Origin of the sequence: Alkalimarinus alittae (genome assembly GCF_026016465.1) — a bacterium.
Classification (GTDB): Bacteria; Pseudomonadota; Gammaproteobacteria; order Pseudomonadales; family Oleiphilaceae; genus Alkalimarinus; species Alkalimarinus alittae.
In genome coordinates this window covers 276,835-289,890 of sequence record NZ_CP100390.1, presented here as the reverse complement: position 1 = coordinate 289,890, position 13,056 = coordinate 276,835, and the positions used below count along the sequence as shown (strand labels likewise).

The 13,056-nt window shown below is 43.4% G+C and carries 9 protein-coding genes; 4 read left to right on the top strand and 5 right to left on the bottom strand.

Annotated features, from left to right (window positions below; translation table 11 throughout):
* The first annotated feature begins 5 nt into the window (after positions 1-5).
* From NKI27_RS01245 to NKI27_RS01235, 3 genes are all read left to right on the top strand, one after another.
* On the top strand, positions 6-695 hold the full coding sequence (locus NKI27_RS01245) for a DUF4194 domain-containing protein (protein ID WP_265047886.1): 690 nt from the start codon (positions 6-8) through the stop codon (positions 693-695).
* 90 nt (positions 696-785) lie between these two features.
* Positions 786-4,427 (top strand): ATP-binding protein, encoded by a 3,642-nt coding sequence (locus NKI27_RS01240; protein WP_265047885.1) that lies wholly within the window; start codon positions 786-788, stop codon positions 4,425-4,427.
* Between the two features lie 69 nt (positions 4,428-4,496).
* Complete coding sequence (locus NKI27_RS01235; RefSeq protein WP_265047884.1) at positions 4,497-4,850, top strand: YkgJ family cysteine cluster protein; 354 nt, start codon at positions 4,497-4,499, stop codon at positions 4,848-4,850.
* 36 nt (positions 4,851-4,886) lie between these two features.
* Here NKI27_RS01235 and NKI27_RS01230 read toward each other — a convergent pair whose 3' ends face one another.
* Positions 4,887-5,687 carry a substrate-binding periplasmic protein gene (locus NKI27_RS01230; protein ID WP_265047883.1) on the bottom strand — a complete coding sequence of 267 codons (801 nt, stop codon included), beginning with the start codon at positions 5,685-5,687 and terminating at the stop codon, positions 4,887-4,889.
* Between the two features lie 224 nt (positions 5,688-5,911).
* Here NKI27_RS01230 and NKI27_RS01225 point away from each other — a divergent pair, with 224 nt between their 5' ends.
* Positions 5,912-6,307 (top strand): TroA family protein, encoded by a 396-nt coding sequence (locus NKI27_RS01225; protein WP_265047882.1) that lies wholly within the window; start codon positions 5,912-5,914, stop codon positions 6,305-6,307.
* Between the two features lie 145 nt (positions 6,308-6,452).
* Here the strand turns inward: NKI27_RS01225 and NKI27_RS01220 are convergent, their stop codons facing one another.
* From NKI27_RS01220 to NKI27_RS01205, 4 genes are all read right to left on the bottom strand, one after another.
* A complete protein-coding gene (locus tag NKI27_RS01220) occupies positions 6,453-8,762 on the bottom strand; it encodes an ATP-binding protein (protein ID WP_265047881.1) in 2,310 nt (769 codons plus the stop codon).
* Entirely contained in the window at positions 8,759-9,877 is a 1,119-nt protein-coding gene (locus NKI27_RS01215; RefSeq protein ID WP_265047880.1) for an ABC transporter substrate-binding protein, read from the bottom strand. The genes NKI27_RS01220 and NKI27_RS01215 overlap by 4 nt, the downstream gene beginning before the upstream one ends.
* A 41-nt stretch (positions 9,878-9,918) precedes the next feature.
* Positions 9,919-12,156 carry a bifunctional diguanylate cyclase/phosphodiesterase gene (locus NKI27_RS01210; protein ID WP_265047879.1) on the bottom strand — a complete coding sequence of 746 codons (2,238 nt, stop codon included), beginning with the start codon at positions 12,154-12,156 and terminating at the stop codon, positions 9,919-9,921.
* Between the two features lie 263 nt (positions 12,157-12,419).
* A complete protein-coding gene (locus NKI27_RS01205) occupies positions 12,420-13,040 on the bottom strand; it encodes a transglycosylase SLT domain-containing protein (protein WP_265049453.1) in 621 nt (206 codons plus the stop codon).
* Between the last annotated feature and the right edge of the window lie 16 nt (positions 13,041-13,056).

Sequence of the window (13,056 nt, the reverse complement as noted above, 5' to 3'; positions counted from 1 at the left end):
ATACCATGATCGTTACGCAATCTCTTGAAAAAGCACTCAGCCATGAAGGCATCACTCTCACTGAATTTAGTGAGCTTGTTTTACGTCTACTCGACTACAGCGTTATCTGTCGAGAAGAAAGCCAAGTAGAACAAAATCTCTATGACCGTTTTTTAAGAGTTGAAGCGCTGGTGCAAGACTATTTGTCGGTGTTACATATTCGCTTACTGCACGAAAGTCAGTTTCAATACATTCGGGCTTACCCACCTGGCGCAGAAGTTCCCGGTATGCACGATGAGCAATATCAGCCATTCAATAGTGGCTTACGCCAACGTCTTGGGCAGCAAGAAATCGCCGTGATATTAGTCCTTCGCTCACAGTACGATAAGTCATTAAGAGAAGGCGCTGTAGATGACCACGGGCAAGTATTAATCTCTTTAGAAGCCCTAAGTATTGCCATGCACAACTTGCTCGGACGTGCACTGCCTGAGCATATGCTCGATCGTAAAAAACTATTTAGTCGACTCAAGCAACTTCGCCTTATTCAGTTTGGCGCAGAAGACGATGTTGCCAACGGTGATGCTTGGATTCGTATTCGCCCGATGATTGTTAGTTTTGTGAGTGATGAAGCGTTGTCGGTGCTTAAAGAAGAAAGCCAAACAGACACCAAAGACACAGAATTAGAACGTGTAGAAGCGGCTCTAAGCCGCGATTAGTTTAAAAAACTTCGCGCCAAAGTGGCTCCTACAGGTTAGTTACGCGGTTTAGTCGCTAACAGCAATCCAAAATTATACGTTAAGAATCTTATGTTTATAAAAAAATGTATTTATGTAAATTGGGGAAATATCCCTCATCTTGAGTTTGATTTCGGCCCTATCAACTTGCTTTCAGGTGGTAATGGTTCAGGTAAAACAACCTCTGCCGACGCTATTCAAACGGTGATGACCGCGGCATACGATTATCTATTTGCGTATAACCCTGGGCAAGATGAAACCACCCAGCGCGGTAAAGGCGGTAAGCAAGTTCGTACATTGCAATCGTATATCTTAGGTTGTGATGATGGTTCTTATGCACGCCCACAACCGACCGATGGTTACATCGCACTGACGTTCTACCCCACTCAAGGAGAAACCTCAGAGCCTTTCACTGCAGTGGTGTCTGCAAGAGCTTACCTCGACTCTGCCGGTAGCAAGCCTGTTGCCCGTTTAAGTGAGTTGTTTTTTCTGATTATCCCTGGCGAGCAGCTGCAGCTAGACCACTTTATTAAAGAGCAAGAAGACGGTAACAAGCACATTGTTGGGCTAGATAAGATTTATAACTCACTAAAACATGAGTTTGGCCCCGATGCCGTTGAAAAGTATGATGCTAAAAAGCCTTACTTAAAGCGCCTTTATGGCGCCCTAAAAGGTAAGCGTGAGTCGGTATCAGAGCGCGAAGCGATGAACGCCGCGCGCGCCTTTTCTCGCTTTATGGCCTATAAGCCAGTGAAAAGCATTAACGACTTCGTGGCTAATGAAATTCTTGAAAAGAAAGACCTAGGTGAGGCTATTCGCTCTGTATCGGAGCTGATGAAAACGATTCACGGCATGGAAAGCGATGCCACCCACCTGAGAAACTCCATCAATATACTGGAGCAAACCGCAGAGAAGAGCGACGGTTATATACAGCAGTGGATTAACCTCAACGTACTTCACTACATCGACACCCGAATACAGTATCTAAACGATCAACAAACCTACCTGAATGCTAAGCGTCAGCAAAAAAGCCTTCAGGACGAGCAAGCGGCCAACCAACAAGAACGTGATATCTTAGAAGCCCGTCACCAACAAACGCGTAACGAACTCATTCAATTAGAAGCTAAACGTCAGGGTTATCAGCCTTTACAACAAAAAGATGATCTCGAAAAATTGGTTGAGAGTAATACTCGCTTACTGCATGACCAAGCGCCCGCACTCCTTGACCAGAGCAACCGCCTAAACAATAGTTTTAAAGCGACTGATCGCATTTTAGCGCTATTACAGCAGAGCAAAATTGCTAAAGATATCCCACGTTTAGGCCAAAAAGATTTTCTATCAACCGCCAAAACGTTTGCTCAGCAACAAGATAAAAGCACCGTCGACTTCACCTCTTTACTCGGTAGAGACTGGGTAGATATATCACCACTAGAAGCGCACCTTGAAGATGCAGTCGCCATCCAACAGCAGGCGAACCAGTGGCAAAGACTACTGCATGACAAAGAGCTTTCAGCCGATGGCATTTGCGTACGAGACAAAGTCAACAGTGTGCTATTTCAACGCCAAACTCTGAGCAAGACACTGGAAAAACAACGCCAGCAAAAACAAGCAGAAATTGAGAGTCTTGAGGGGCACCAAGCCACCTACCCTTATTACATTAAAAATGCACTTGATACCATCAGACGCGAATGCCCTAAAGCCGACCCTCGGGTACTTTGCGACTACATCGAAGTTAAAGATGAGCAGTGGCAAAATGCTATCGAAGGTTATATCGGCGGCGCTCGTTTCTCGATAATCGTCGAGCAAGAATTTGAAGCTGAAGCCATTAGCATTGTGCGAAACATGCCCGGCAGAGACAATCGCGCGCGGGTTATTCAAGGTTCAAAGGCCAGTAAAGATTACCAACGTACACAGCTTGATAAAGACTCCATTGTTAACGCCATGGCATTTTCCCATGCTACAGCAAAACACTATATTGCTGCGAGCTATGGCAGCGTCATTAGAGTTAACTCTGAACAAGAGCTTCGCTACACACGTCGAGGCATTACCAGTAACGGCCTAGGATCAGGCTCATACAGCATGTGGCGTTGTGATATTGCTGATAGTGAACTGGTGTTTGGTCAAGGCGCTCGAGAACGCGCCCTAGCCGCCAAACGTGGCGAAATGGATAAACTATTAGCGGAATACCAATCTATTGAAGACCAACAGCAACAGCTGTCATCGTTACTAAATGCCATCGACCGCATTGGCACTGTAAGCTATGCAGACCGCTTGCAACAAATGCTCAATACCCAGCGTGAATTACGAGACGCTGAAGGTAAACTAGAGCATTTAGACCTTTCAGATTTTGCTGAACTTGAGCAAAAGCTTGAGACACTCAAAGCCCAAGACAATGAATTCAGTCAGCAGATTGAAAACAAAATTGAGCGTGCAGGCTCACTTAAGACTGAAATTTCGGATATCACTGAGCGCTGCAAAAAACTTTCGAATCAGCAAGAAGTATCTGAAAAGCTACAAGAAGAGAAAGAAGAAAACCTCCGCAGCATCGTCTCGCTATGGCCTGACTTCGACAGCGAAAAAGAACTAGAGAAGGCCGATAAGCGGGCTGAAAAAACGCGCCCTGAGATATTAATTAACGATCTAAAAGACACCTATAGTAGTCTAAACGGGCTTGCTCACGATATTGAACATGGCGTAATTGAACACAACCAACACTGCAACTTAGCAGACAATATCGCCTACATGCCTGACTATGGCGAGAATCACTCTAAAGCATTCTTTAAATCTATTTGTGATTTACGCCGTGATAATGACCTGGTTCACAACCGACTGAAGAACAATATTTTGGTTGAGAAACAAGAAAAGCTCACCAAAATTAAAGAGTCCTTTAATAACGCCTTTGTCACGCATTTATGTCATGCGATCTACCAGTCAATTAACGATGGTAAAAAGATCCTCGAAAACATGAACCATGAGTTAGAACATCACCGATTTGGCGCAGACCGAGAATCGTTCCATTTTGATTGGAACTGGGTGCCAGAATTTAAAGAATACTGGAACTTCTTTAAAGAGATTATCGACTTACCTAACTTGGGTGACGGTACCACGCTGTTTGAGGCAGAACTTAGCCAAAAATCACAGCTAGTACGAGATCGCCTGATGCAAATGCTACTGTCTGATGATGAAGTTAGGTCGATGCGAGAGCTAGAGCGCATTTCAGACTACCGAAATTACCGTAGTTACGAGATATACAAGCAACCTGAAGGTAAAGCCGCTATTGCCCTAAGCCAATACGGTACCGGCTCAGGTGGTCAGCTCGAAACACCCGCGTATATTATCCGTTCAGCCGCAATCACATCTGCATTCAAGTTTAATGAAGGCAACAGCCACCTGCGCATGGTGCTGGTCGACGAAGCCTTCTCTAAAATGGATGAAACCCGCTCTCGTGAGGTCATCAAGTACCTCACCGAGACACTTGGGTTACAACTGCTGTTTATTATGCCTACCAGCAAATCAGGCCCATTTATGGACCTCATCAGCAACCAGTTTGTGTTTAGCAAATGCCCTACGACAAAAGCCATCGGTGAATTAAATACACGAGTGCTTGTTGATAGGCAGCGTTGCAATTCAGACAAGATCAAGGAACTCTGGGCAAACCATCGTCGAACCGTAAGGCATCAGTATGCACTAGACTTTATGGAGGAGTTTCAGTAGCGAGTATTGGGGATATCTAAACCCATACAGAATACCCACAACAACGAACGCTATCAATGACAGATATTAATGAACAATAATCAACAGATCATTGCACGTCTGCGCGAGGAGATTCCGACATTCGAATGTGTGCCGGGTTGCCACGATTGCTGTGGCCCGGTGACAACGTCCTCAGAAGAAATGTCACGTCTACCGATAAAGACAGATGCTGAGCATGATGCGGCGTTAGAAAATTTTGATTGCGTACACCTAGGGCCTAATGGGTGCGAGGTATATGAGGAACGCCCGTTGATCTGCCGACTGTTTGGCACAACGCCGCGTATGCCTTGCCCCAACGATCGTCGGCCAGAAGTGATGATTGATGCAAAAACTGAACGCCAAGTACATAACTTTATTGCCACTACTCGGCAGATATTGGTGTAAACGGTAGATTACAATTGAACAGTTGCAGTAAAGCGTTCAGCGAGCTTGACCAAAAGGAGTCACTTGCTTTTCGCTTTCTTTTACATAGTCCTCAGCATATATTTTAGTATATTTTTCAATAAGTCCATCAACCCACACGGTGTGGCTTTTCTTCCGAAGTGCCTTTTCTATTTCAGGGAGTAATGAGATATATTGGGACTTTTTTGACATGGATATATATAGGTTTCCATAAAGTATCGGGGTTGGTAAGTCAGTAAGTTGATCGTCTAAGCCATAAGCCCTCAACATTGCCTTACCTGAGTGTCGGCCAGTGGGCACAAAGTCAATTCGGCCCACCTCTAACATTTTAAATATCTGTAAATACTCGTTGACCTGTTGAACCCTTAAGTTCTCTTTTATAAAGTCATCAAAGCGCTGGCCGAGACTAACACCCGCGACCATACCCGCCGTTTTGCCTTTTAAATCAGGCCAGGTTTCAAATGAAAATTGATGTGCTTTTGCTACAAAAACGGCATTCTCATTGATGCCAACAGGTGTCATTACAAAGTCAGAATACTGTTGCCGGTTTTCATTAATAAACGAGCAAATATTAATATCAATCCATCCATTTTCGATATTTTTCTGGCACCGTTTCCATGGACCTCTGTACGCTAAGTCAACCGTCAAGCCAAGATCACCCATCAGAGTCTTTGTGATTTCAGCACAGACACCTACGATTTCACCTCCTTTTTTCCAGTTCCAAGGGGCATAATCATGATGGCCACAGGCTTTAAGATCGGCCGCAACGGTTGCGTAAGAAAAAAACATCAATATTACAAACAGAAACGCAACTCTCATAGTACCCCTAGGGCCATAGCACATTAACTAAATATGTATCAGCACACATAAACGTATAATTATTATAGCGCAAAATAAAAAAATAAGACTCACCTGCCCCAACAAAACGCTACACGGGTATAGCATTTTATTCAAAAATGAATTAAAACATTATAAAAATGCTTTACTAATCACACGACGAGCATCAATACAGTAGAAATCAAACATATAAGGTTTTAGTCTATATGGCGTTTATGGTTTTTTGGGAGGAGAACGGGGTTACCGTCAGTCTAGGAGGTGATTTAGATATTAATGAAATAAATAGGGCTGGTGCAGCACTATATTCAGACCCGCGCTTTCGTCAATGTAAGTACCAACTCTTTGACTTTCTAGAAGCAGATATGTCCTCTCTTTCGCTAGAAGATATTGATGGTATGGCCGCAAAAGACGTGTTTGCGTCCATTACAATCCATAACCCGAGCATTGCTCTAGTTACAAATAACCCTATTCATACTGTGCTAATAGAACATTACATTAAGGTATCTGAACAACTCGGTATTACATGGGGTGCTAAAGCCTTTAGCTCACGAAAAGAAGCAGAAGAATGGTGTAAAGAGATTGGTGAAGCCATCGAACAATAACAAACCCACTTTATCGCTATAATTGTGATCAAGGGCCGCTCGCTCACGCAACTCATAACTAGCCTCAATATCAGTAATGGGACGCATAGGTCAACAGCATTATATCTAGCTGTTCATGACTTTAAATTGCTTCAATCTTCACAAACTATACGGCAAGTGGAATAATAACCGTGAACTGAGCCCCACCCTCCGTGCTAGTTAACGCCATAGACCCAGCGAGCACATCGGTCACAATATTATGGACAATGTGTAACCCTAGGCCTGTTCCTCCGTCGCCCAGTCGTGTGCTAAAGAATGGGTCAAAGACTTTTTCCAAGTTCTCTTCAGGAATACCTTTACCATTATCTTCAACAATTATTCTCACCGTATCATCTGCTAATTTTTCTGCAGAAATAGAGATAACCCCACGTTCACCTTTTTCAAAGCCATGAATCAAGGCATTATTCACCAGGTTCGTAATGACTTGCCCTAAAGGACCAGGAAAACTATTAAGCTCGATACCCATAGGTACATTACTTTTTAGTGTCACTGTCGATTTTTTAAACTGAGGCTGAAGTGTCAGTAAAACTTCGGCAATATGCTGGCGTAACTCAAACACGCGTTTCTGAGCACTAGTTTGATCAACAGCCACTTGCTTAAAGCTGGTAATCAACTCAGCCGCCCTAAATAAATTTTTAGCCACTAACTGCTCAGATTCTTTGCTGATGGCTAAATAATCCTCAAATGTTGACCGCTTTATATCGCCTGCTTGATATTTCGCCTCAAAAATATGCGTCTGTTTCTCTAGCGTGGTAATGGCCATAACCGCATTACCGATAGGGGTGTTAAGTTCATGTGACACACCCGCCACCATCGCCCCAAGGGCTGCAAGCTTATCGGCTCTTAGTAATTCTGATTGGGTTCGCTTTAGGTTTTTAAGGGCGTGCTTGAGTTGTTCATTAGTGTTGGAAAGCGCCACCGTTCTATCTGTCACTCGCTGCTCTAACTGAGCATTTAAGCCTTGAATTTCTTCTTGAGTACGACGCTGCTCAGTAATATCTTCAACCAGGCTCAAATACCCGAGCAAATCACCGTCATCATCTATAATAGACGTATTAAATGATCGGCAGATGATGTTTTCACCCGCACTGCTCTTAAATTGATGTTCCGCGACAAAGCTAGCTTCGCTCGCAAAACGGATAGCGAGCGACGCTAATTTCTGCTCATTCTCTTCTTGAGCTAAGTAATCTACAGCACTACTGATCACCCCTTTATCAAGGAACCCTAAAATACTTTGAGCGACACGGTTCCAACCCACAATTTCCAAGTCTGGCGCCCATTCAATAACCCCTACTGGGCTTTGTTCTACCAATGCTCTATATCGCTGTTCCTTAACAACTAGCGCTTGCTCTCTATTTTTGATTTGCTGTCCGGCATTTAATATTTCATGGCCTAGTATCTCTATTTCTTTAATCTTAGAGGGAGCAGGTTTTGCATCATAATGGCCTGAAGTAATGGCTTCAGCCAAACGCATAAAGAGCCTAAACCGCCGACTAAAAACGCCACCGATCACTTGAGCGATAATAACAGCGACCACCATACCCACTAATAATGAGGCAAAAAGGATCAACCCTGAGGCAAATAGCGTATCTTGATACTGCTTTAGTGTTTTTGAAACAACCACAATCCAACCGGTTTTACCGGTCAAGACCACCGTACCAAAGTATTCAATGCCCTGAAAACTAAAAGCCCCACTCGCCCCATTCTGCTCTAGGCCTTTTTTTATAAGAGGTATGTGGCTCAAATTTAACTGCTGGTGTTCAAATCGAGAGTCGGGGTGTACCAGTAGGTGTCCTTCCCTATCGAGAATCATAATTGTTTGGCCGCTCTCTTTTGACAGAAAGGCTGACAACTCAGGTAATTGGTCAACCGACACCTCAGCCACCAACATTTTTTCTCCCATAGGAATCAAATACCCTGCAGATAAATGCCCACTAACCGCCGAAAGAAATGTTCCATAAAATCTCTCTTGCTGAGTTTTACGGCTTTCAATAATGAACGGTTTGCGAGACATGTCTAGCCCTACATAGTTGTCTCGATATGGCTGATAGAGCGCAGGCAGGCCAACATGCGTCACAAGCCCGTCACTATTGACAATATACACAGCTTCATAAACATCACTTATATCAGCTATGTTATCGAGAAACTGCTGAACATGAGATTCATTATCTAGAATAGGAAGAAGTTTCGAAAATCGCTGAAGCTCCCGTTTAGCTGATTCAAGCTGAATTTCAATTCTCGAGGTAATCGCTTGAGCCAACGCCTCTTGGTCGAGTGTTTCTTTTTTAGAAAGATGAGGGAAAAGAAATACGCCTGCTAGCATTAATACCAATGCAATAGGAATAAGAGAAACCAACAGAAAGTGCAGCGTTAAAAATGACTTAAGAGACAGTTTTCGTTGCATTTTCTGTGTCAAAGTGGTGCTCTCGACCTAAATTGACCGTCAATTATTTCGGTTACATAGGTTTTACTTTTCGCATCACCAAATGAATCAAAAACGACCAACTCAGGCACAGCTGAAAAGGTTTTAATTCTTAAAATAGCTTGCTTTAAGCTTTCATCCTTCTGCTTTGCCTCAAGCCCATCAAACACAACATTAGCCGCATTAAACCCCACTAAACCAGGAAACCCTGGCAAATGACCAAACCGCTCCGTATACACACTATGAAACCGCTGATATCTAGGGTCTTGGCTTTCGCGGTCAAAGTGTTGAGGAACTACGGTATGTTCAACATAGCGCCCGCCTAATTCTATCAAACGTTCTGTACCCGCCCACTCAGATGCCGCAAGTTGAATATCTGAATTTATCGTTTTAAGTTGCTTCGCCAGCAACGACGCATCAACAGAATTAGCCACTAATACAACTGTATCGGGTCCGCTTTTTAATACTTTTCGAGCAAGACCTTCAAATCTCACTTGGTTATTTGAAAGAAAAGACACCGTCTGAATAATTTCTCCGCCTAGCTGCTTAATGGCTGCTGCAAAGTCTCCACTCCAGCTTTCAGCATAAGAGCGGTTCTTTAAGTCATAAATAATCGCAATGCGCTTAGATTTTTTTATATTGCGGAGGTATTTTGCTGTCTCAGAAGCGTGCTCTAACGTGGCGGAAATAGTTCTAAAAAAGAAATCATTTTTACCTGTTAATTCATTGGTCGAAGGCGTGACCCCCATTGTCAGCGTGCCTGATAACTGGGTAACCTCAGCAACTTCAACAGCCATAGCGCTTGTCATAGGACCTAGAATAGCCTCTACTTTTAGTGCGACTAATTCTTCTGCCGATTTTTTTGCTTGTTCTGCGTCTTGCTTGTCATCTTTTAAGATTAACTCGATGGTTTGACCTTTTATACCGCCTGCTTTGTTTCGTTCTTCGACCGCCAGTATAATGCCATTCCTACCGGCAACACCAAGGTCAGCCACCTTGCCTGAGGTTCCACCGATAAAACCGATTTTCACTTTGGGCGGCTCTTCACACCCTAATAAGCCCGTCAGACAAAGAAACAAAATTGCAGTCGTTTGTTTTATTCTTTCCATAGCGCCCATTACATCCCTTTAGTTTTATCTTTAGCTTTCTGCTACGCGAGTCTTTGTTCTTGCTCGTGTAGCCATTCAATCAAACGGGCCTCTTCTAATGGCCGAGCATAAAAGTACCCTTGAGCTTCATCGCAATTAATCTTTTTCAACCACTCTGCTTGCTCAGCCAACTCAACGCCTTCAGCAATTACGTCTAAACTCAGGTCTTTAGCAAGGTTTACAATCATTTCTGCCAATCGAGGGTCAGCTGAATCCCCCTGCAGCTTATCAATAAATGATTTATCAATTTTAAGGCGATGAACCGCTAGCCGCTCTAAATAGCTCAATGACGAAAACCCCGTACCAAAATCATCAATGGCAATTTTAATGCCTCTACTGGCGATGGATGAGAGTATTTTATTAACCGCTATTCGATCTATCATGGCGACTGACTCTGTTACCTCTAGCTCTATACACTGCGGATTTACAGCCGTTTCTGCAATGGCTCGGTCAAGCACATCTAAAAACTCAGGGTGCCGGAACTGGTCCATTGAAACATTAATGCCCATTCTTAAGTTAAATGACGTTTGGTGTTGTAGCCGCTTGAGCTGAAGCATCGCTGTTCGCAGAACCCACTCGCCAAGATGAATAATCAACCCCGAGCTTTCTGCCAGCGGAATAAAACGATCTGGTGGCACCATCTCGCCCTCCTCAGTGCGCCAACGCAAAAGCGCCTCCACCCCGACAGGGCGACCATCTGCCACCGACACCTGGGGCTGGAACATCATAAACAACCGATCCGCATCAAATGCTTTTCTCAGGTTATGCAGCAAGCGGAACCGTGTTTCGGCCTCCTGTTCCATCTCTCTGGTAAAGTAACAGTGACTTCCTCTGAGTGATTCTTTTGCTTTTTTAAGTGCTATATTGGCTTTTTTTAACGCCTCCTGACTGTGTTCATTTTTATCATCTAGATCATATAAACCTAGTGTGACTGAAATCAACTGCTCTTGACCCGCAACCTCAAAAGGCTGGGAGAAAATTTCTTTAACTTTTTTAGGCCTGAGTGCATTTCTTGCACCGACTAAACCAAATACATCACCGGAAATTCTGGCTAGAAAACTACCTTTAAACTTATCAGCCAAACGCTGAGCCACCACACCCAATAAGAAGTCGCCGTTTAAGATACCGATGGTGTCGTTTATTGCACTAAACTGATCAACATCGACCAACACCACTGAAGCGGCTTCCGTTTTGAATTTATACTCTTCAATACAATTTACAAATGCTAGCCTATTGGGAATATCAAGCAACGAGTCAAAGTAGGCATAACGATGGAGTTTAGACAGCATCAACACGTTATTTAAACAAACTGATATATTAGAACAAAAAACATCCAACAAACGTTTTTCAGTGTCGTCTAACCGCCTTGTCTGATCTAAAAAAGCAATAAGGTCGCAGCCAGCCTGACCCGAAATATAGAGTACAATTGCATGATCTAATAATAAATTTTTCTTTTCCTGAATACACTGTTCTAAAGCACGTTTAACATTGAACTCTTTTAATTCATCTAGCGTATTGTTAATAGACGACTGATATCGCCCCGTCGCAGCAACCACGGTATAACCCGCGTCGGGATTACTATCATCATTAGCGCGGGTACACACAATGCCATCATCTGATAAATCCAAGAGTGCTGAAAGCTGCGTTATAATACCTAACGAAAACCCGTCAAAGCCTTTACTGTTTATCAGTTCGCCTGATGACTTGGTAATCAGCTCCAACCCTTTTCGGCTCGCTTCAAGTGCGCGTATTTGTGAGTATGAACGAATAACTGAGGTTAATGTGGTATAGAGTTTGGTATGGGTTAGCTCACTTTTATTACGGTAATCGTTAATATCATAATCACGAATAGCTTCTAACTCGGGTGCATATCCCGGCTGCCCTGTGCGCAATACAATTCGCAAATCAACGAGGCCTAATTCGTTACGAATTTTATCAACAATATCTAATCCCGCGTGATCATCTTCCATGACCACATCTAGTAAAACAACCGCGATACCTTTTTCGGTCGCTAATACCTCTAATGCCTCTTTTGCAGAGTACGCTCTTAGAAGTTCAACCGGCTTACCCAGTATTTCAACATGATCCAATGCTAATTGAGTCGTTACATGAACATCTTCATCATCATCGACACTCAGAACTCGCCATGGATCAAGCTTATGAGGCACTCCCCCAATTGTTGAGTCAACGTCATCATCTAAAAATGTAAGGATGTCATCTTTTACGGGGCTATCTGGCATAGGTTAGATTTATCATCTCGAAAATTGTAATAACAACCCTCTGGAGGCTGCCGGCGGAGTCGTCTCCTACAGGGTGGCCACCTAGCCCTTATCAACATATCACTACCGTGCTGTTGACTTAGTACTTGATGTCGTTTTTGATGTGACACTTCCCTGTTTAGAAGTATGGTTCATTTATGATTTTGGTCAATAAATTAACAGGTAAAAAGACGTTATCTACGCCTTTTGTCTAAGGCTCAGCATTGTTTTTGTAACCTCAAAAACTAGAAGAATGTACGCATAAACCAGTTACGACTAAGCTCATCCTTACAACCCCAATACTGCTGACTATAACGCTTGGCTCTATTGTCTACTTTGCGCGCTACTTTTAATAACCAAGGCTTCTTGTTGTAGCTTTTGCGCCGATATCCCGTTCTACCTTCGTGATAATTCAGGTATTGGTGATAGGCATCCCATTTCGATACTTTATTGACTCGACTCGTTTTATGGATGTACCACCCCATAAAGTCGATCGCATCATCGAAATCTTCTCGGTCTGCAAACCAGTTACCGGTTTCATCAATATACTCATCCCATGATACTGTTTTAGCCTGAGAATACCCCCAGGCATCGCTTGCTCGACCAACAGGGATAATCCATAAAAAATACTGCATTGGAGGGGCTGCATTATGCTTAAACGAAGACTCTTGGTACATAATCGCCATAGGCACATGAACGGGCGCCCCCCACTTTTCACGAGTATCAATCGCGGCCTCGTACCAGTCTCGATTTTCTTCAAAAATTGAGCATATATTTTCTGGGTTACTAGGAGGCGACGTTGCACAACCTGACAATAAAAAGATACCAACTATCAGCCCTGCAGCTAATGATAATTTGCTTTTCATACGGTCTATCACGTTA